The following is a 19,082-nucleotide window of genomic DNA, read 5'->3' on the forward strand; positions in this document are numbered from 1 at the left end:
CAAGATCAACTCTCGCTAATCCATCCCGTTACTGTTGTCTGGTTTGTGGAACTTGAAGTTCCTTGTTCTGAATAATTCTCATGAATTTTCAGGGATCGTTGTCTATTGTTCAGTTATCAAAGTTCTTTGTTTTCGTTGCCGCTCTCTCGCGACAGCTATATTAGATTATCACATCTGTTCCTTTTTGTCAACCACTTTTTTCATCTTTTTTCGAGTAATTTCTGTGGCGGTCCGTCAAGCCAATGCGGAAAAGCCGTCCTCAGGATTGTCACTCTGAGATGTTTTGCGCTGACAGTTATCAGCGGAACGTGTTATATATTATCATCCAGGCTTGTAAATGTCAACAACTTTTTTCAACTTTTTTATTTTTTCTCTTTCTTCCAGGTTACTGTTCTCCCCGTATTCAGGAGCAGAAAGATGCATCTTTTCGCTTCCGAATACGACGGAACATGTAACTGCCGTCTTCACAAGCAGTCTTGGCACGCAGCAGAAAGGCCCCGCCATCAGCGGAGCCCCATAAGAATCTTCAATATATAATTATTCTGATACAGGAACCGGAGAAACGCATTCCCGTTAATCTGCGCAAAGATCTCTTTCCCGGCCGGTGTTGTGTACAGGAGCGTAAATACAAGGAACACAATCCAGATAAAAATCAGCGCCATCACAAGTCCAAGGGCTGCTCCGGCAATCCGGTTGATTCCTCCTATGATCGGAAGCCACGAAACTACATCCAGTATATACATAATAATTTTCAGTGCGGCCGATATGACAAAAAAGAGTACGACCGCAGTCAGAATCTGAATAATCAGACGTGTAATCCCTTTTGCGATATAGTCTGCGAAGCTGTCCGCTCCGATCATACTGTAAATTTCTTTATTATTATTTTCCTGCAGATATTCCTTAAATATCTCCGGCACATCGGAATTCTCTATAATCTGTGCCTGTTCCTGTCTGGAAATCTCGCCTCCGGAAAGCCGCTCTGCCAGTGCCGGCAGCTCGATATCTGTTCCGTTTTCTATTCCGGCCTGCTCTTCCAGAGCATCCGACATGTTTGTCATCAAGGCGCTTTCAAGCCGCTCCTCAATCCAGTCATCCGCCGGGGTGTACTGAATCACGGCATCCGCCGCATACGGCGTGAGTACAACCACCAGAATCCACGCGGCCACCGCCGCGGCCAGTGATACTGCGATGCGCAGTGCCCCTTTGATATATCCCACAATGATTCCTATCGCCAGAATTCCTATCGTTCCATATAATAACCAGTTCATGTTGTTCTCCTATTTTGTCAGGCGTATTGTCCGGGTTCCTTTGTTACTCATCATCAGATATTTATTGATTCCTTTCAGAACAAAGATGTCTCTGATATCCGCCCCCATGCTTCCTTCAAACCGGTGAATTCCACCTTCAGTGAAAATGCTGGCGTTCTCACCGTCAAACAGGATTACCTGTCCGTCATCAATTTTGATGTTACTATAATCACCCTCAAATTCCTTTGATATAATCTCTTTTCCGTTATAATCGTAAAGCCGCAGTTCATATCCGGCCGAATCTGTATCTTTCAGAACAAATGCAAGATATTCTTCATCGTAGGCGATACTTCTGATTTCTTTTTTGATGTCAATCTTCGTACTTTCTTTCGGCTCGGATCCTTCATAAATCACGAAGCCGCCGTCGCCTACTGCGACCGATTTATCATCGGATACAAAGAATACGCTCGGCATGAGCTGATTCTCATAAGTATCTCCGCCGATTTCATAATTCCCGTCTTCGTGTGTTTTTCCAAAGTCGTAATAAGTAATCCTGGTATCCACCTGACCATTCTGTACCACCAGATAAGAGACAAGAAGTGTCGTTCCGTCAGGCGACAGCGCAATGTCAATCGGATATCCGCTTGCAGAAGACGCAACGCTGTACTCGATCAGTACATTTCCTGATACGTCATAGCACTGAATCATCGGAGTGCTTCCATTTTCAAGCAGAACGGCTGTAACTCCCTGATCTGATACGGACATTTTCTCTATGGGAAATGTCGTACTGATCTGCCCCCGCAGTCCATTTTCTCCGAATACTGCAATATCGTTGCCGCCCTGCTCTGCTACTGCCGCGGAAGTACCGCTGACTTTCATAACCGGTTTCTGAAACTGGACGCTTTCCGTCCAGAGTTCAGCCCCGTCCAGATCGAATAATGCAACACCGTCGGTATCACAGCTCAGTATATTCTCCCCATAACGTATATAAAAGCTGTTTCCCGACTCTGCTTCCTGAATCTGAGACACGACCTCAACCCCTGTATAGGTCTGAAGTGTAATCGTCAGATAGGAGACCGCCACGGCCGCTGTCAGAACTCCCACAATGACCCATCTTCGGATCGCCTTTTTTGTTCTGGCCCTCATAGGCTTTTTCTTCTTTTTTACCGGATGCATTTCTTCCGGATTCTCCGTTTCAATAGAAGGCTGTACCGTCCACATCTCCACCCGGGGCTTTTCGACATACTTCCGGCCGATCCGGACAGCAGTTCCCTCCCCGAAAAGATCCGGGATATCAGCCCTCGGGACCACGTGGAACCTCATTTGCTGCTTATCCTTCATATTGCTTTCCCCTTTGTATTTTATTTATACTGTTCTATTTCTGATTATCATAACATACTTTTTCTTACGGCAACAGTAATTTTTGCCCGATGTATATGAAATCCCCATTCGTAAGACCGTTCATCCGCGCGATTGCGTCTACATAGGAAGTATCTCCATATACCTTCCGGCTGATGGTAGCAAGCGTATCCCCACGCTGCACCACGTAGTACTCTTCCCCTCCGGAAGTCTCCTGCTCCTGTATATCCAGTGTGTCTTCACTGCTGCTCTTAACATCCGTTCCTTCCTCAACCTCTGTTGTCACTTTCTCTCCGGATGCCTGTGCTTCTTCTTCGCCTTCCGCCTTTTCCACGGTTTTTGTAATCTGGTCAAGAGAGGTCTGAACTGCCTTGATCTTATCATAATTATTTACCATTGTCACGCCGATGATCAGAATAACAAGCAAAAGAAATGTGCTTGCTGCATAGAGAAAACGGTTATTCTGCTTCTGGTCCGCCTTCTCCAGTTTTGCTTTCACGATACTGCGAAAATCCTTCGCAGCCCGATCCGCAATAGATTCACTGGGAGTAATCCTGTTTTCTTTCCGTGAGGAAATCATATAATTCTGCATCTCCGGATTTTTTTCATAATAAATGTAATGTCCATTGATTTCCATCAGTTCTTCATATTTATAGGCATAAAACTTTTCTTCTCTGTCTTTCGGATCTTTCATAATAAAAACCGTATTCTCTTCACCGAAATACGTTTTATGTATCTTCTCCAGCGTTTCATCCGTGCCCGGCTTTCTGGACGGGTCAATCAGAAACCACCCGACAAGCGACTGATTGCCGAAATATTCCTTACAGTCTTTCATTCCCGCTTCCACGGCAGCTTCCGCGAGATTCAGCTGATTTTCATTTTTTACAATCTCCGATATCCTGACGGCTCCCGATATATATACGCAGTCCTGATCTTCTACCTGTCCTGTTTCTCCGATCAGGAAAGCCCCTTTCGGCTCTTCATCCGTTTTATCGCAAAGCTGGTTCAAGAATGTATCTACATAGTCTTCCACATAAATCTTGGGACTGTCACATACATTCCCTATCTGACGTACATTTTTCGGAAATTGTTTTTCCATATATTCTCACCTCATATTCATATTTTTTCTCATCATATCATAGCGGTAACGCTGATTTTATCGCTTTATGTCAGCGGGTTCCAAGAAAAATACGACACATCCGGCGAAAAAAACGGAAGACTCGTGTCCTTTTGCACAAGTCTTCCGGTATTTTTCATGTATTTTGTTTTCCCAGGGCGTGTTTTGTCAACTTTGCGCCTCTCTTTTACTCTGACCGTCAGATTCTCTTGAACTGTTCCACATTCAGTACGAATACCGTGGCACCGCCGACTTCAACGGTAATCGGGATATAGGAATAACTGATCATAGACAGGTCTCCCTGCGGATATGGTGTCGTTACTTCCACCTGTTTTCTCTTTGCACATTCTTCCTGAAGAATTTCAAAAACTTCTTCCACCTGATCGTCTTCCACACCAAGCATCAATGTTGTATTTCCCCGTCTCAGGAATCCTCCGGTACTGGATAATCTTGTCACGCGGAATTTCTTTTCATTCAGATGCCTGACGGCTTTATTCGTATCATCGTCATGTACAACCGCAAAAATCAACTTCATAAGGAACGCCCCTTTCATTTTTATTTAACAGAATTATACCATATTAGTACGCGAATTACACATAAATTTGATTAAAATTCAAAAATTTACAATCTTTACCCGGCGTACCTTGACATTCTTCTTATTATACCTGATAATTATGGAATACATATACCCCTAACGGTATGAGAAGGAGGCATTACTATGAAACAATGTATTGATTCTCAAAATCTCCACCGCCGTCTCAGGAAAATCATCGGCCAGGTCCAGGCCATCGACCGGATGATTGATGAAGACGTTCCTTGCGAAGACATTCTCTCGCAGATCAATGCTGCTAAATCCGCCCTCCACAAAGCGGGTCAGGTCGTTCTGGAGGGCCATATTCAGCACTGTGTACGCGACGGAATCGAACACGGAGACGCTGATGAAACGATTGCAAAATTTACAAAAGCTGTTGAACGTTTTGCAAACATGATCTGAAAAATAAACCGGTTTTGTCATTTCTCTTCCGATATCTGCTTATATTGTCATTAGAACAGCAAAAGGAGGTATCAAACCTTGATTACAGAAATGACCTGGCCTTTTCATCTTCCGCCGCTTCCCTATCCGTACGATGCACTGGAACCGTTTATCGACCGCGAGACGATGTGTCTGCACCATGACAGGCATTTTCGGACTTATGTGGATAATCTGAATGACGCTCTTGTGAATGCTCCCGAGTATCATTCCTGGACACTGACAAAGCTCCTGTCCCGTCTGGAAGACATTCCGGAGCCTCTTCGCACTTCCGTGCGCAACAATGGGGGCGGTGTGTACAGCCATGACCTTTACTTTGATCTCATGGCCCCGCCGGGACAGGAGATTGCTCCGGCCATCCTGGAGTACTATGACACCGGCCGGCAATTTTTCTCGGACATGAAGACGGCCGCCCTTGGACAGTTCGGATCCGGCTGTGCGTGGCTGGTTATCAGTCCGGACGGCTCTCCCGCCATCATGGCTCTTCCGAATCAGGACAATCCGCTCACACTCGGTTTCTACCCGGTACTCCCTCTGGATGTCTGGGAGCATGCATATTATCTGAAATATCATAATCTACGCAGCAGCTATATCGACAACTGGTTCCATATCATCAACTGGGAAGCTGTTTCAGAACGGCTGCTTTCCTTTTTTCTTCCTTGACAACCCATACCCCTATAGGTATAATTTTCTTAAACATATACCTGTATGGGTATAAAGGAAGGAGAAGAATACTTATGAAAACACTGGAACGTATTCTGGAATGGGGCGGAATCAAAAAGGATATCATCTTTCTTTCCATATCACTTGCGGCTCTTCTTGCGAGTCTTTTCGGGATCCGTCCCTTTCCTTTTGATCTGGCATGGATTTCCGTGATCCTGTGCGGAATACCGATCATCCTGGAAGCGGTCATCGGTCTTGTGACGGCCTTTGACATCAAGGCCGATGTACTTGTCTCTATTGCCCTGGTTGCATCCCTGATCATCGGAGAAGACTTTGCGGCCGGCGAGGTGGCCTTCATCATGCAGCTTGGCGCTCTTCTGGAGGATCTCACTGTTTCGAAAGCCCGTGCCGGGATCGAGAAGCTTGTCCATCTCACGCCGCGGACAGCAAGACGGATCACTCCCGGCGGCGAAGAAATCATTCCTGCAAGTGATGTGCTCGCCGGCGATCTGCTGCGCGTTCTTCCGGGTGAGACAATTCCCGTGGACGGCATCATTACATCCGGACAGACTTCCATCAACCAGGCCGTCATGACAGGAGAATCTCTCCCTGTCGACAAAGAGGCCGGCGATGATGTCTCAAGCGGCACTGTCAATCTCTACGGCTCTTTTGATATGAAAGCACTGAAAGTCGGTGAAGACAGCTCTATCCAGAGAATGATCCGCCTTGTACAGTCTGCAGATGCCGGAAAGGCAAAGATTGTCGGAATTGCCGACAGGTGGGCCACCTGGATTGTCATCATTGCTCTTGTGTCGGCTGTTCTTACATGGTTTTTCACCGGTGAGATCATCCGCGCCGTAACAATTCTTGTTGTATTCTGCCCGTGCGCCCTTGTTCTTGCCACCCCTACCGCCATTATGGCAGCCATCGGAAACGCAACCAAACATGGATTTCTTGTCCGGGAAGGAGATGCCCTTGAGCGGCTTTCCATGGTAAAAAAGATCGCTTTTGACAAAACCGGAACACTGACCGAGGGAAATCTGCATGTAGAGACCATCCACAGTATTCTTCCAGGACTTTCAGACACGGACCTTTTCCGTCTTACGGCTTCATCCGAGCTTCGCTCCGAGCATCCTCTTGGCAAGGCCGTCGTCTCTGATTTCCGAAAGCAGACCGGGGCTTTCCCGGCTTCTCCGAAAGAGTTTCACATGATTCCCGGGCGTGGAGTTTCTGCCAGAGTGGATGGACACGCTGTTCTTGCCGGAAATGAGCAGCTGATAGCAGAACAGACGGATACATTCCCGGGCGGTCTTCCTGCCGGAGCTTCTTCCTGGCTGAATGAGGGATGCACAGTTATTTACGTAGCTGTTGACGGCAAGGCTGCCGGATTTCTCGTTCTTGCCGATACCCTCCGGGAAGACGCTGCCGAAACCATCCGCCAGGTCAAGTCTACCGGCGTATCTCCAGTTCTTCTGACCGGAGACCACCGAAATGCCGCGGTGCACATTGCAGACGTGCTGAACATCGAAGAAGTTTACTCCGGCTGTCTCCCGCAGGAAAAGCTTTCCTGGATTGAACAGTCCCAGAAACGGCAGATACAAGTCTGCATGATCGGGGATGGAATCAATGATGCTCCGTCTCTGAAAAAAGCATTTGTCGGGATTGCAATGGGCGGGGTTGGAAGTGATATCGCTGTGGATGCGGCAGATATCGCGCTCGTAAATGATGACATCCGGGAACTTCCTCATTTGATTGCCCTGTCACGGAAAATGATGTTTACAATCCGCTGCAACCTCACCTTTTCCATGGCACTGAATTTTCTCGCGATCATTCTTGCCATCCTTGGAATTTTAAACCCGGTTGTCGGCGCGTTAGTACACAATGCAGGCTCTGTGTTTGTCATCATTCATTCCGCCTTCCTTTTGACTTTCAAAAATCACAGTTTTTTCAAGAAGTGATTACGAATCCTTTACATAATTATTACAGAATTATGATGGAGGTGATATATTTTGAAAGCAAAACCCAAACTACTATCTACATGTCTTTGTATTCTTTTAAGCGGCTGTATGCTGACTGCCTGCTCTGATTCTTCCGGGACGGCCGGGGACGCTGCAGCCGCTTCTGATACTTCTGAAACGGAAGTTGAAAACGAAGGAGTCCTGACACTGGATTCCGAAGATGATATCGACACCGTTTATATGCTGGATTATCAGAATAACATTTTCGATATGATTGAAGAGCAGAAATCCAGCCAGGAGTATACGATCGATGATCCCCTGATTATTGCAGACCCTTATGGCACGAACACAACAGGACTCTATGTTTATTTCACAACCGATGCCGCAACGGAGCTTTCCTACACCGTGTCCGCTGACGGATATGAGGATTTCACCCGGACAGTTTCCGGCGGATACACTACGGAGCATGAGCATCAGCTTGTCGGAATGATTGCCGGGGAAACCAATACCATTACACTGACAGCGGCCGATGAAAGCGGCAATGAGACCGGAAGCTTTACACTTGAGTATACCGCTCCGGAGCTTCTCGGCGATGAAGCGAATGGACAGCTTGAAGTCACATCCGGAGACAGTTCGGCAACCCTGTCCGATGGGTTTTATACCATGCTCGAAAACCGAACCGAAGAAGACAATGAACAGGTTGACATTATCCTCGTCTACGACAACAACGGTACTTTAAGAAGCGAGATCCCGATTCGAAGTTACCGGAGCTGCCATCTGCTGTTTGACGGCGGTACCATGTACTACAGTACATCCGCAGATCAGATTGCCGCTCTTGACAATACCGGCCGGATCACGGCACTTTATGACACCGGAGATTACAATCTGCATCATGATTATATTTTCGGCAGCAACAATGACTTCCTTGTCCTTGCCACAGATACGACTTCCAACACAGAGGAAGACCGGATTATCAGCATCAGCCGGGACAGCGGAGAAATTACGGAAATCATTGATCTTGCCGACCTGTTTACGGATTACTTCAATTCTCTCGAAAATGACGAGGAGGACTTTGACTGGATGCATAGAGGGAACCGGATATGAAGATCTGCTTCTTGAGCAGGTTGGAGACTTTACGCTCCAGGCAGGACAGCACTGCGTGACCTATGAGACTTCCGATGAATTATCCGACGGACAGTATTATCTGACCATGTACAATAACAATAATGCTACAATCAGCACCCGTGACTACGACTATGACAGTGGAAGCGCCTTTGAGGCAAATGAATTTGATCAGGACCACAACCTGATCCAGACCTTAACGGGAAGTGGAGCTACCTGGTGGTACCGTGTCTTCAAATACGACTACAGCGGCTACTGGTTCGCATAACAATCCCGCAAATGCAGACAAAAGGGCCCTCCCGCCATGCGGGAGAGCCCCTATTATTTTCTCTATTTCTCTACGAACGTTTTTACTTTCTTATAGATGCTTTCGCCGTCCAGTTCGTATTTTTTGATCAGTTCGACTGCCGGTCCGGATTCTCCGAAGACATCGTTGACACCGATTTTCATGACCTTTGCACATGCTGTCTCAGCTACTACGTCGCAGACAGCGCTACCAAGTCCGCCGATGACAGAGTGTTCTTCCACTGTCACGATCTTTCCGGTCTTTTCAGCTGCTTTTAAAACAGCTTCCTTATCCAGTGGTTTGATGGTGTGCATATTGATGACTTCTGCCTGGATTCCATCTTCTGCAAGCTTTTCTGCCGCTACCAGAGCCTCATTTACTTCAAGTCCTGCTGCGATGATTGCCACGTCGCTTCCTTCGCGCAGAGTGATAGCTTTTCCAAGTTCAAATTTGTAGTCCGGATTGTCATTGATCACCGGCACAGCCAGACGTCCGAAACGCAGATAAACCGGTCCTTCGTGCTCATATGCCGCTTTTACTGCCGCCTTTGCTTCTACATCATCAGAAGGCACAATCACGGTCATTCCCGGAATCGTTCTCATCAGGGCGATGTCCTCGTTGCACTGATGGGTTGCTCCGTCTTCTCCTACGGAGATACCCGCATGGGTTGCACCGATCTTGACGTTGAGCTTCGGATATCCGATGGAGTTTCTCACCTGTTCAAATGCACGTCCTGCCGCAAACATGGCGAAAGAACTTGCAAACGGAACCTTTCCTGTCGCTGCAAGACCCGCCGCAACTCCCATCATATTTCCCTCTGCGATTCCGCAGTCAATGTGGCGCTCCGGAAATGCCTTCTTAAAGGTTCCTGTCTTTGTCGCGCCGGCAAGGTCCGCATCCAGTACAATCACGTCTTCATGCTCTTTTCCAAGTTCTACCAAAGCATTACCGTAGCTTTCCCGTGTTGCGATTTTCTTTACTTCTGACATAATGCTTCACCTGCTTTCTCTAATTCTTCCATTGCGACTTTATACTGCTCTTCATTCGGAGCGGAGCCGTGCCAGGATACCTGGTTCTCCATATAGGAAACTCCTTTTCCCTTGACTGTCTTTGCGATGATTGCTGTCGGCATTCCCTTAGTCTCTTTTGCTTCTTTGAATGCTGCTCTTAACGAATCAAAATCATGCCCGTCCACATTGATCACATGGAAATTAAAGGCCTCAAATTTCTTGTCGATCGGGTATGGAGAGTTGACTTCCTCGATTGTTCCGTCAATCTGAAGGTTGTTGTTATCCACGATCACAACAAGATTGTCAAGCTTTCTGTGACCTGCAAGCATAGATGCCTCCCACACCTGTCCTTCCTGAATCTCTCCGTCTCCGACCAGTGTGTATACACGGTAGTCATCTTCGGATAATTTCGCGGAAATGGCCATTCCGACTGCCGCAGAAATTCCCTGTCCGAGGGATCCGCTTGACATGTCCACACCCGGAATGTGTTTCATGTCCGGATGTCCCTGCAGGTAAGAACCTACATGACGGAATGTCTTCAGATCTTCTACCGGGAAGAATCCTCTGTGGGCAAGGGCGGAATAGTAACCCGGTGATGTATGTCCTTTGGAAACCACGAGACGGTCTCTGTCCGCCTTCTTCGGATTCTCAGGATCAATGTTCATCTCTTCAAAATAAAGATAGGTATAAATGTCTGCCGCAGATAAAGATCCGCCCGGATGTCCGGATTTTGCATTATAAACTGCAGTGATAATGCCTTTGCGGACTTCATTGGCAGTTTTCTGTAATTCTAAATTGTCCATGACAATGCCTCCTGTCTCTTTTTCTCCGGAGATTTACTCTCCGAATACCGCTTTGTAGTCAGCCTGGAATTTCTCGATTCCTGCATCTGTCAGCGGATGATGTGTCATCTGTTCAATTACTTTGTACGGTACTGTCGCAATATCTGCTCCTGCAAGCGCACACTCTGTCACATGGATCGGATTTCTAATGCTTGCAGCGATGATCTGTGTCTCGATTCCGGAAACAGCGAACATTTCCGCAATCTCTTCGATCAGTTCTGACCCTTTCACGGAGATATCATCCAGACGTCCGAGGAACGGAGATACATAGGTTGCGCCAGCTCTTGCCGCAAGAAGCGCCTGGTTTGCTGTAAAGATCAGTGTTACATTTGTTTTTACTCCTTCTGCAGAAAGAACTTTCACTGCCTTTAATCCCTCTACTGTCATCGGGATTTTGACTACCATATTCGGATGAATCTTTGCAATCTCACGTCCTTCTGCAATCATGCCTTCTGCATCTGTCGTGGTCGCTTTTACCTCTCCGCTGATCGGTCCGTCTACGATAGATGTGATCTCTTTGATTACTTCGTTAAAATCACGGCCTTCCTTTGCAATCAAAGACGGATTTGTCGTTACTCCGCAGATCACTCCCATATCATTTGCTTTTCTGATCTCTTCCACGTTTGCTGTGTCAACAAAAAATCTCATGTTCTGTGTTCCTCCTTATTTTGGGTTCATGGTTATCATTTGATTTCATTATAAAACCTCGAAATAAGGTGGTCAATACCGCCGGTTTTTTATTAGTAATTTTATAAATTAATAATTTGGCTTTTATTAATTGTTCATCCCTGATTTTTCGTTTGTTTTATGTAAAATTTATGTTTGATTCATTTAAACAACCACTTATCAGGCCATTTTATGAACATTATATCAATTTCATCCCCGTTTTTATTATTAATATTTTTCAGGAATTCATTAATTTAATTTTATCGGATAGGATGTGGTGCCTCTTACGATAAGCTTTGGCTCATACTCCACATGGTATGTGCTCACCGGTTCGATTCCGGAATATTTCATTGTTCCGGCAGCGATTTTTTTCATAATAATATCACACGCATCTCTTCCTTTAAATACAACAAAATGCTCCACCGTCGTCAGCGATACCTTATGCATCCTGGCAAACAATGTATTATCGCATCCCATCACCGAGATATCCCCCGGAACCTTATATTTTTCTTCCTGGAGCGCGTCCAGAATCCCGAATGCAATCATGTCGTTCAGCCCGACAATGGCCGTAACCTCCCGCTGCTCCGCCAGCAGTTCTTTCGTCAGATCATAGCCGATCTTATATTCGGAATCGATATTCGCCACATTCATATCATAGGCCTCATCGGCCGCTTTGATGATGACATGGTCTTTGAGCCCCTGCCTGTCAAACTCTTTCAGAAAGCCTTCCACCCGCTTGGAACGCTGCTTCTGCCGGATCGTGAGCGGCGGCGCGATATACGCCACATCCCTGTGACCGAGTTCCAGAAGATGGCGCGCCATCAGACGTCCCAGTTTGGAGTTATCAAGCTCCACCGCATCCACGCTCATCTGCTCATTCTGATTGTTTACCACAACAATCGGGATCTTTCCTGCCAGATCCTCGATCATGTCCATATAGCATCTGCTTGGATTACATGTGTAAATGATACCAAGCGGCGAAAGCTCCGGCATCATGCGCAGATACCGTTCCTCCATCTTAAGGCTCCTCTGTGTATTGCAGATAAAAAGCCCGAACCCCGCTTCCTTGGCTCTTGTCTCGATCCCCTGCAGCAGCATAACGTAATACGGATTTGTCAGATTGGAGCAGAATACAACAAGCAGCTTTTCCTTCCTGCTCTCTTTTCTGACCTTTCGTTTCGGCGGCTGATAGCCAAGCCTCGCCGCTGTCTTCTCCACTTTTTCCACCGTCTCCTTGGAAAAAGAAACATTGTATTTCTTATTCAGGATCATGGAAACTGTAGACTGGGATACGCCCGCTGCCTTTGCGATGTCTGTCGATGTGATCTTCTTTTTCTTCATCCTCTTCCTCCCATCTGACAAGGTGGCGCGGCTTTCCTTTCGCGGAAAATGCAAACCGTCCGGCTGCACTGCAAAAGGAAAGGGATCTACAGAAGTCAGAGGCTTTTGCAATCCCTTTTTCTTAAAGCTCCGTGCGTCCTTCCAGGGCGCGAAGAAGCGTCACTTCATCGATATACTCCAAATCTCCTCCGACCGGAACCCCGCTTGCAATCCTGCTCACCTTGATCCCTGTCGGCTTGATCAGCTTGCTGATGTACATAGCTGTGGTCTCTCCCTCCAGCGTAGAGTTTGTCGCAACAATGACCTCATTGACATCTCCCTCCAGCCGGATCATCAGCTCTTTAAGACGAATGTCTCCCGGTCCGATTCCAAGCATCGGCGAAATCGCCCCGTGAAGCACATGATACACACCATTGTACTTTCCGGTCTTTTCATAAGCGGCCAGGTCTCTCGGCGTCTCCACCACCATGATCGTCCCGTGGTCTCTCTGCTCATTTTTACAGATCGGACAGAGCTCGTCATCCGTCAAAGTGCAGCACTCCCTGCAGTACCGGACATTGTTTCTCGCACTGACCATCGTCTCGGCAAGTTTTTCCACCTGCTCCTTCGGCATGTGAATCAGATGAAACGCAAGTCTCTGTGCCGACTTCGGCCCGATACCCGGAAGTCTGGAAAGCTCCTCAATCAGACGGCTGATCTGGTTACTATAGTACTCCATTCTTTTCTCACTCCCGGACTAAAATAATCCTGGCATACCTCCGCCAAGTCCTCCCGTAAGTTTGCTCATTACGGAAGAATTAGCCTCATCCACTTGACGCAGCGCTTCATTTACCGCAGCTACAATCAGATCCTGAAGCATCTCGATATCTTCCGGATCCACTACTTCTTCCTGAAGTTCTACGTTTAACACTTCTCTCTTGCCGGATACCGTCACCTTGACTGCTCCGCCCCCTGCTGTGGCAGAAAACTCTTTTGTCTCCAGCTCCTTAGCCTGTTCTTCCATCTGACGCTGCATCTTCTGCGCCTGTTTCATCAGATTCGCCATGTTCCCCGGCATACCTCCGCCAGGAAAACCTCCACGTTTTGCCATATTATCTTCCTCCTAATCTTCCACTGTGATATCCATATGGATCAGCTGTTCCAGATCTATATAGCTGTCCTCAAATCTGCGGCCCTGCTCGACCTTCCCGACCTCGATTTCGACTTTCTTTCCGGTCCTTTCTACGATCAGATCCTGAATCTCCTTCTTATGGTCTTCGGTCCCGACAACGCCTGCCGCCAGATCATCCGGAAGGATAATCTGAAGCTGGCCTGCATTTCCAACACTGAGCCTTGCCTGTCTGAGATAAACTTTGAGCATTCCGGATGCATCATTTGCTATCATTCTGAAATTTTTTACTACTTCCTTTACATCCTCCGGAAGCGCCTTCGGAACCTCCCTCGGCTGTACCGGCATCTCTCCCGGCATTTCCTGTGCCGTCGGGCCATCCGCCGCCCTGTATCCCTGAGGAGGTGCCTGCGCCACAAGACCCTTCTCCACCTTTTCCTCCAGTGCGCGGATCCGCTCCAGAATCGTATCCTGGCGCGTCTCCATCTGCGGAACGCAGATCCGGATCAATGCCACTTCCAGAAGGACTCTCTTCTGTGTAGCGTACTTCAGCTGATTGCTCAGATCTGAAAAAATCCTGATATAACGCATCAAAGCGTCATTTTCTATCATCTGTGCTTCTTCTTTTAACTGTGCCAGATTTTCTGTTGAAACGTCAAGCACATCCTCCATATTATCAGAACTCTTTGCCAATAGCAAGTTTCTTAAATACCATGTGAAATCCGTGGTAAGCTGGGCAAGCTCTTTTCCCTCCATCACAAGATCGTTTACCGTCTGAAGCACGCCTTTGACATCCCGGTCAATCATTCTGCGCAGCAGGGCACTGTATACATCCGTGTCCACCGCTCCCAGAACACTGAGCACCTTATCGTAGGTAAGCTTCTCTCCGATATGAAAGGCAATGCACTGGTCCAGAAGACTCAGTGCATCCCTCATGGAACCGTCCGCCGCTTTCGCAATGTAGCGGATGGCCCGCTCCTCTACTTCCACCTCTTCTTTTTTCATCAGTTCATTCAGACGTGCTGCAATCGTATCAATCGTAATTCTTCTGAAATCATATCTCTGGCACCTTGACAGGATAGTGATCGGAATCTTGTGAACCTCGGTCGTCGCCAGAATAAAGATCACATATTCCGGCGGCTCCTCCAGCGTCTTTAAAAGCGCGTTGAACGCCCCGATGGAAAGCATATGGACCTCGTCGATGATGTAGACTTTATACCTGCCCTGAGCCGGCCGGTACTCGACTTCCTCCCGGATGCTCCGGATATTGTCAACACCATTGTTGGATGCCGCATCGATCTCCACTACGTTCATGTAAGTTCCCGCCGCGATATTTCTGCACATATCGCACTCTCCGCACGGGCTTCCGTCTACCGGATGCTCACAGTTGACCGCTCTTGCAAAGATCTTTGCCACCGTTGTCTTTCCCGTCCCTCTTGTCCCGCAGAACAGATAGGCATGTCCGATTCTTCCTGACTTGATCTGGTTTTTTAATGTAGTTACAATATGGTCCTGCCCCTTTACGTCTTCAAATTCTGCTGGTCGGAACTTCCTGTATAAGGCAGTATAAGACATAATTCATTCTCCTTGTCTGATTTTTCCTGATTCTTCCTCAATCTATTTGTCGCCAAAGCTGATTCCGATTGTACGTGCTTCGCTGATGATCTTCGCTTTCGGATCTACTGTCTTAAGCTTTCCGGCAACCTCTTTGAGCGGAACTTTACATGTCTCGCCCTCCTTGATGGCAACCATATAGCCGTACTCATGACGCAGAATCATCTCTGCCGCAGCCGCGCCAAGCCTTGTCGCAAGAACTCTGTCATACGGGCACGGGGATCCTCCTCTTTGTGTATGCCCCGGAACCGTAATACGGACTTCCTTGTCGCACTTGCTCTCGATCTTCTCTGCCAGTTCATAGGCAACGGACGGATATTTTGCTTTTTTCTTTTCCTGAAGTTCTTTTAATTTCTTCTTCGGAAGCTCAGCCTCCTCCTTGGCAATCGCTCCTTCAGCGACAGCAATGATCGTAAAGCGTTTTCCTGCCGCTGAACGCTTTTTGATATATTCTGCGATCACATTCAGATCATACGGAATCTCAGGAAGCAGAATAATGTCCGCTCCTCCGGCAATCCCTGCATGCAGCGTCACCCATCCTACTTTATGCCCCATTACTTCTATGATAAATACGCGGCTGTGGGATGTGGCTGTTGTATGAATCCGGTCAATCGTATCTGTCGCGATATCCACCGCACTCTGGAAACCAAACGTCATATCCGTACCCCAGAGATCATTGTCGATCGTCTTTGGCAGCGTAATTACATTTAATCCTTCTTCCCTCAACAGATTGGCTGTCTTATGAGTCCCATTTCCGCCAAGGATGACAAGGCAGTCCAGATTCAGTTTATGGTAGGTGTGCTTCATCGCCTCTACCTTGTCCACTCCGTCCTCACCGATTACTCTCATCTGTTTGAACGGCTGTCTGGAAGTACCAAGGATTGTACCTCCGCGTGTCAGAATACCGGAGAAATCCTTCTCGGTCATCATATCAAAAGTAGAATAAATCAATCCTTTATATCCATCTCTGAATCCGTAAATTTCCACATCTTTTACTTTGGCAAAAATCCCCTTTGCCACACCTCTCATTGCGGCATTGAGTGCCTGGCAGTCACCGCCGCTTGTCAGCATCCCGATTCTCAGCATATGCCCACGTCCTTTCTTTTCATACATTATAACTGTTCCGCCATACATCTGACCTCGTAAAACAGCATGGCCCGACAGTTCCCACATGTTTTTATTATATCTTATTTTTAGGGTGCTAACAACTGCGAAATGCGATATAATAGGAAAAGAGAGGCATATGCCCCCTCGGATTTTGAGAGATTTCACAAATTCAGAAAGACAAAGGAGATAGAGAATATGGAACGAAATGAACCTTGCTGGTGCGGAAGCGGCAAAAAATATAAGAAGTGTCATATGGCGATGGATGAAAAAATCGCTCTTCATGCCGAAAAGGGCGAAATCGTACCGGACCACTCCATGATCAAGACTCCGGAACAGATCGAAAAAATCCGGATCAGCGCCGACTTGAACACCGCTGTCCTCGATCATGTGGCCGCCCACATTCATGCGGGTATGAGCACGGCCGAAATAGATAAGCTCGTCTATGACTTCACAACAGAGCACGGCGGCATCCCTGCCCCGCTTGATTACCAGGGATTCCCAAAGAGTGTCTGCACTTCCATCAACAATGAAATCTGCCACGGAATTCCGGATGAATCCATCATCCTGCAGGAGGGCGATATTGTCAACGTGGACGTTTCCACCATTCTGGACGGATATTTTTCCGATGCTTCCAGAATGTTCTGCATCGGGGAAGTCAGCGAGCGTGCCAGACGTCTCGTACGTGTCACTGAAGAATGTGTGGAGCTCGGACTGAAAGAGGCAAAACCCTGGAATCATCTCGGCGATATCGCAGACGCTATCAACAGCCATGCGAAAGCAAACGGGTACTCCGTTGTGGAAGACATCGGAGGCCACGGCATCGGCCTGGAGTTCCACGAAGAGCCATGGGTCAGCTATGTCACACCAAAGGGAAGCGAGATGCTTCTCGTTCCTGGCATGATGTTTACCATCGAGCCAATGATCAACGAAGGAAGTCCGGATTTCTTTATCGATGAAGACAACGGATGGACTGTCTACACGGAAGACGACGGACTCTCTGCACAGATCGAATACATGGTGCTTATTACAGAAGACGGCGCCGAGGTACTGACGAAATAGCAATGTTCCGGGCAAAGAAAAGGCCGCCGCATCATCTTTACTTGATGATACGGCGGCCTTGCTTTTGAGCAATAAAAAAAGCGGGTGATGGGAATCGAACCCACGTATCCAGCTTGGAAGGCTGGTGTTCTACCATTGAACTACACCCGCGTATGCCCAAAGCCGGAATCGAACCAGCGACACGAGGATTTTCAGTCCTCTGCTCTACCAACTGAGCTATCTGGGCATTTGTCTTGTGCGCTTGGCACATGGACTATTATATGGGTTCCTCTTAGATTTGTCAACACTTTTTTTCAATTTTTCCAATTTATTTTTCGGAATTTTTTCTAATATATCTATTATATGTTCAATTTATCTTATCTAGTGTCATACTCTCCCACATAAATCATCCCATGCCGGTACACCATCCAGGTATCCATTACATCACCCTGCTCCCTGTCGTACGGTGCATCCACAAGTACATAACCGATCTGCCCGTCTTCCAGCTCATGAGGATACCCTTCTGTCGTGATCGATAACGTCAATGCCGCAATCGGATGGCCCGATCTGAGAATTGCAAACCGCGCAGCCCCCTGCGGAAGCATCAGCACGTACATTGCACCAATAATTACAACGAGGGCTATGATCGACAGCCAGAATTTTTTTGTCTTTATCGTACGTATCTTTTTCCTTCTTTTCATCTTCTACACCGCCATTTACAACTTCCCCCTTCTCTAATATTATAACAAAACGGGTCAGAGAGTCCTGAATTTTTTCTTAAAGATTCATTACATCTTGGGTAAAATTTCTGTTGTTTCAGATAAAATGCTTAATAGAATTGTTGCTTAGATGATATTACCTTGTATCCAAATGATAGTTATGATGTGCAGGCCGAAGCCTTGTTGCTTATCGGCCCGCAAAGATCAGTTATTTTTCAACCAAAGTTATGAAATTTCAGAAAGTCTGGATTTTGTTTTTTCAAGTTCACTTTCAAGGCGATTAACCCGAAGCTTAAGAATTTCTTTTTCATTATCAATTTTAACCGCCTCATCCAACTTTCTGCTCAAGTCGAGATGTCCTTCCGCAATAATCTGGATATTCCTGTTCGTCTCATTTTCCAAAGTCAGTTGAACATCTTTAACTATTTTCTCTACACCGGCTACACTTCTTTTGATGTCATTCAGCTCCTGGTTTACTCCGCCGACTTCACTTCTGACATCATTCAGTTCCTGGTTTACTCCGCCGACTTCACTTCTGACATCATTCAGTTCCTGCTTCACTCCATTTACTTCGCCTTTGACACCATCCAGTTCCTTTCTAACGCCGCCAAGTTCTTCTTCAACACATTTGAGCCTATATTCGATTGGATGAAATGTTTTTTCTATAATTCCACTGATTTGTTCAAAATCTTTTGGTTCTAACATATCTCTTTTCCTCCTCTCTCCCTGCCCATTTTGCTTTTGTTCTCTTATCATGCCATGCCCTTTCCGCATTGTCAAGTGCTCCGGCTGCTTTTCCACAAGGCATGTTTTTCACACACATTTTTTCAACATCCATCCCTTCATTCCGTCCCC

Annotated in this window: 21 protein-coding genes and 2 tRNA genes; 6 read left to right on the forward strand and 17 right to left on the reverse strand. The window is 47.0% G+C overall.

Annotated features, from left to right (window positions below; translation table 11 throughout):
• Nucleotides 1-503: 503 nt before the first annotated feature.
• From B5E64_RS12410 to B5E64_RS12425, 4 genes are all read right to left on the reverse strand, one after another.
• A complete protein-coding gene (locus B5E64_RS12410; RefSeq protein WP_087168792.1) occupies nt 504-1,268 on the reverse strand; it encodes a CvpA family protein in 765 nt (254 codons plus the stop codon).
• A gap of 9 nt (nt 1,269-1,277) precedes the next feature.
• Nucleotides 1,278-2,588: a DUF5711 family protein gene (locus tag B5E64_RS12415; protein ID WP_087168793.1), complete on the reverse strand. Its 1,311-nt coding sequence runs from the start codon at nt 2,586-2,588 to the stop codon at nt 1,278-1,280.
• Nucleotides 2,589-2,652: 64 nt separating this feature from the next.
• Nucleotides 2,653-3,705, reverse strand: a complete 1,053-nt coding sequence (locus tag B5E64_RS18650) for a LysM peptidoglycan-binding domain-containing protein (protein WP_087168794.1) — start codon at nt 3,703-3,705, stop codon at nt 2,653-2,655.
• A 217-nt stretch (nt 3,706-3,922) separates the two neighbouring features.
• A complete protein-coding gene (locus B5E64_RS12425; protein WP_087168795.1) occupies nt 3,923-4,258 on the reverse strand; it encodes a cyclic-di-AMP receptor in 336 nt (111 codons plus the stop codon).
• A 183-nt stretch (nt 4,259-4,441) separates the two neighbouring features.
• On the opposite strand from B5E64_RS12425, the gene B5E64_RS12430 reads away from it, so the two are divergent.
• The 5 genes from B5E64_RS12430 to B5E64_RS12450 all read left to right on the forward strand — a co-directional run bounded on the left by B5E64_RS12430 (nt 4,442) and on the right by B5E64_RS12450 (nt 8,764).
• Complete coding sequence (locus B5E64_RS12430; RefSeq protein WP_087168796.1) at nt 4,442-4,717, forward strand: metal-sensing transcriptional repressor; 276 nt, start codon at nt 4,442-4,444, stop codon at nt 4,715-4,717.
• Between the two features lie 78 nt (nt 4,718-4,795).
• Entirely contained in the window at nt 4,796-5,416 is a 621-nt protein-coding gene (locus B5E64_RS12435) for a superoxide dismutase (protein WP_242959086.1), read from the forward strand.
• Nucleotides 5,417-5,490: 74 nt separating this feature from the next.
• Nucleotides 5,491-7,374, forward strand: coding sequence for a cation-translocating P-type ATPase (locus tag B5E64_RS12440; RefSeq protein ID WP_087168797.1), 1,884 nt, complete (start codon nt 5,491-5,493; stop codon nt 7,372-7,374).
• A 51-nt stretch (nt 7,375-7,425) separates the two neighbouring features.
• Complete coding sequence (locus B5E64_RS12445; RefSeq protein WP_140398859.1) at nt 7,426-8,478, forward strand: aryl-sulfate sulfotransferase; 1,053 nt, start codon at nt 7,426-7,428, stop codon at nt 8,476-8,478.
• Nucleotides 8,447-8,764, forward strand: coding sequence for an aryl-sulfate sulfotransferase (locus tag B5E64_RS12450; RefSeq protein ID WP_087168799.1), 318 nt, complete (start codon nt 8,447-8,449; stop codon nt 8,762-8,764). Before B5E64_RS12445 ends, B5E64_RS12450 begins: the two co-directional genes overlap by 32 nt.
• Nucleotides 8,765-8,826: 62 nt before the next feature.
• Here the strand turns inward: B5E64_RS12450 and B5E64_RS12455 are convergent, their stop codons facing one another.
• The 8 genes from B5E64_RS12455 to B5E64_RS12490 all read right to left on the reverse strand — a co-directional run bounded on the left by B5E64_RS12455 (nt 8,827) and on the right by B5E64_RS12490 (nt 16,449).
• The gene (locus B5E64_RS12455; protein ID WP_087168800.1) at nt 8,827-9,771 is read right to left on the reverse strand and encodes a transketolase family protein; all 945 of its coding nucleotides are present in this window, start codon (nt 9,769-9,771) and stop codon (nt 8,827-8,829) included.
• A complete protein-coding gene (locus B5E64_RS12460) occupies nt 9,759-10,595 on the reverse strand; it encodes a transketolase (protein ID WP_087168801.1) in 837 nt (278 codons plus the stop codon). The genes B5E64_RS12455 and B5E64_RS12460 overlap by 13 nt, the downstream gene beginning before the upstream one ends.
• A 33-nt stretch (nt 10,596-10,628) precedes the next feature.
• Nucleotides 10,629-11,282 (reverse strand): fructose-6-phosphate aldolase, encoded by a 654-nt coding sequence (gene fsa / locus B5E64_RS12465; RefSeq protein ID WP_087168802.1) that lies wholly within the window; start codon nt 11,280-11,282, stop codon nt 10,629-10,631.
• A gap of 267 nt (nt 11,283-11,549) precedes the next feature.
• Nucleotides 11,550-12,641, reverse strand: coding sequence for a LacI family DNA-binding transcriptional regulator (locus tag B5E64_RS12470; protein ID WP_087168803.1), 1,092 nt, complete (start codon nt 12,639-12,641; stop codon nt 11,550-11,552).
• Between the two features lie 121 nt (nt 12,642-12,762).
• Nucleotides 12,763-13,359 (reverse strand): recombination mediator RecR, encoded by a 597-nt coding sequence (gene recR, locus B5E64_RS12475; RefSeq protein WP_087168804.1) that lies wholly within the window; start codon nt 13,357-13,359, stop codon nt 12,763-12,765.
• 18 nt (nt 13,360-13,377) lie between these two features.
• Nucleotides 13,378-13,731, reverse strand: a complete 354-nt coding sequence (locus tag B5E64_RS12480) for a YbaB/EbfC family nucleoid-associated protein (RefSeq protein ID WP_087168805.1) — start codon at nt 13,729-13,731, stop codon at nt 13,378-13,380.
• 12 nt (nt 13,732-13,743) lie between these two features.
• The gene (gene dnaX / locus B5E64_RS12485) at nt 13,744-15,324 is read right to left on the reverse strand and encodes a DNA polymerase III subunit gamma/tau (protein ID WP_087168806.1); all 1,581 of its coding nucleotides are present in this window, start codon (nt 15,322-15,324) and stop codon (nt 13,744-13,746) included.
• Between the two features lie 42 nt (nt 15,325-15,366).
• Nucleotides 15,367-16,449 carry an ATP-dependent 6-phosphofructokinase gene (locus B5E64_RS12490; RefSeq protein ID WP_087168865.1) on the reverse strand — a complete coding sequence of 361 codons (1,083 nt, stop codon included), beginning with the start codon at nt 16,447-16,449 and terminating at the stop codon, nt 15,367-15,369.
• A gap of 216 nt (nt 16,450-16,665) precedes the next feature.
• Here B5E64_RS12490 and B5E64_RS12495 point away from each other — a divergent pair, with 216 nt between their 5' ends.
• Nucleotides 16,666-17,529, forward strand: coding sequence for a methionyl aminopeptidase (locus tag B5E64_RS12495; protein WP_087168807.1), 864 nt, complete (start codon nt 16,666-16,668; stop codon nt 17,527-17,529).
• Nucleotides 17,530-17,608: 79 nt separating this feature from the next.
• On the opposite strand, the gene B5E64_RS12500 is transcribed toward B5E64_RS12495, so the two are convergent.
• The 5 genes from B5E64_RS12500 to B5E64_RS18065 form a co-directional block, all read right to left on the reverse strand.
• A tRNA-Gly gene (locus tag B5E64_RS12500) sits at nt 17,609-17,679 on the reverse strand.
• 3 nt (nt 17,680-17,682) lie between these two features.
• Nucleotides 17,683-17,755, reverse strand: a tRNA-Phe gene (locus tag B5E64_RS12505).
• A gap of 130 nt (nt 17,756-17,885) precedes the next feature.
• On the reverse strand, nt 17,886-18,209 hold the full coding sequence (locus tag B5E64_RS12510; protein ID WP_087168808.1) for a hypothetical protein: 324 nt from the start codon (nt 18,207-18,209) through the stop codon (nt 17,886-17,888).
• A 243-nt stretch (nt 18,210-18,452) separates the two neighbouring features.
• A complete protein-coding gene (locus B5E64_RS12515) occupies nt 18,453-18,932 on the reverse strand; it encodes a hypothetical protein (protein ID WP_087168809.1) in 480 nt (159 codons plus the stop codon).
• Entirely contained in the window at nt 18,910-19,065 is a 156-nt protein-coding gene (locus B5E64_RS18065) for a hypothetical protein (protein ID WP_158099306.1), read from the reverse strand. The genes B5E64_RS12515 and B5E64_RS18065 overlap by 23 nt, the downstream gene beginning before the upstream one ends.
• Nucleotides 19,066-19,082: the final 17 nt, after the last annotated feature.

This window comes from Drancourtella sp. An12 (assembly GCF_002160935.1).
GTDB lineage: Bacteria > Bacillota > Clostridia > Lachnospirales > Lachnospiraceae > Sellimonas > Sellimonas catena.

What these genes read in the sequence shown, in the direction of transcription:
- B5E64_RS12455 (WP_087168800.1), bottom strand. Translation starts at nt 9,771, where the DNA reads ATGTCAGAAGTAAAGAAAATCGCAACACGGGAAAGCTACGGTAATGCT.
- B5E64_RS12440 (WP_087168797.1), top strand. Translation starts at nt 5,491, where the DNA reads ATGAAAACACTGGAACGTATTCTGGAATGGGGCGGAATCAAAAAGGAT.
- B5E64_RS18065 (WP_158099306.1), bottom strand. Translation starts at nt 19,065, where the DNA reads ATGGATGTTGAAAAAATGTGTGTGAAAAACATGCCTTGTGGAAAAGCA.
- B5E64_RS12415 (WP_087168793.1), bottom strand. Translation starts at nt 2,588, where the DNA reads ATGAAGGATAAGCAGCAAATGAGGTTCCACGTGGTCCCGAGGGCTGAT.
- B5E64_RS12430 (WP_087168796.1), top strand. Translation starts at nt 4,442, where the DNA reads ATGAAACAATGTATTGATTCTCAAAATCTCCACCGCCGTCTCAGGAAA.
- B5E64_RS12510 (WP_087168808.1), bottom strand. Translation starts at nt 18,209, where the DNA reads ATGAAAAGAAGGAAAAAGATACGTACGATAAAGACAAAAAAATTCTGG.
- B5E64_RS12425 (WP_087168795.1), bottom strand. Translation starts at nt 4,258, where the DNA reads ATGAAGTTGATTTTTGCGGTTGTACATGACGATGATACGAATAAAGCC.
- B5E64_RS12460 (WP_087168801.1), bottom strand. Translation starts at nt 10,595, where the DNA reads ATGGACAATTTAGAATTACAGAAAACTGCCAATGAAGTCCGCAAAGGC.
- B5E64_RS12495 (WP_087168807.1), top strand. Translation starts at nt 16,666, where the DNA reads ATGGAACGAAATGAACCTTGCTGGTGCGGAAGCGGCAAAAAATATAAG.
- dnaX (WP_087168806.1), bottom strand. Translation starts at nt 15,324, where the DNA reads ATGTCTTATACTGCCTTATACAGGAAGTTCCGACCAGCAGAATTTGAA.
- B5E64_RS12490 (WP_087168865.1), bottom strand. Translation starts at nt 16,449, where the DNA reads ATGCTGAGAATCGGGATGCTGACAAGCGGCGGTGACTGCCAGGCACTC.
- recR (WP_087168804.1), bottom strand. Translation starts at nt 13,359, where the DNA reads ATGGAGTACTATAGTAACCAGATCAGCCGTCTGATTGAGGAGCTTTCC.
- B5E64_RS12470 (WP_087168803.1), bottom strand. Translation starts at nt 12,641, where the DNA reads ATGAAGAAAAAGAAGATCACATCGACAGACATCGCAAAGGCAGCGGGC.
- B5E64_RS18650 (WP_087168794.1), bottom strand. Translation starts at nt 3,705, where the DNA reads ATGGAAAAACAATTTCCGAAAAATGTACGTCAGATAGGGAATGTATGT.
- B5E64_RS12480 (WP_087168805.1), bottom strand. Translation starts at nt 13,731, where the DNA reads ATGGCAAAACGTGGAGGTTTTCCTGGCGGAGGTATGCCGGGGAACATG.
- B5E64_RS12410 (WP_087168792.1), bottom strand. Translation starts at nt 1,268, where the DNA reads ATGAACTGGTTATTATATGGAACGATAGGAATTCTGGCGATAGGAATC.
- B5E64_RS12515 (WP_087168809.1), bottom strand. Translation starts at nt 18,932, where the DNA reads ATGTTAGAACCAAAAGATTTTGAACAAATCAGTGGAATTATAGAAAAA.
- fsa (WP_087168802.1), bottom strand. Translation starts at nt 11,282, where the DNA reads ATGAGATTTTTTGTTGACACAGCAAACGTGGAAGAGATCAGAAAAGCA.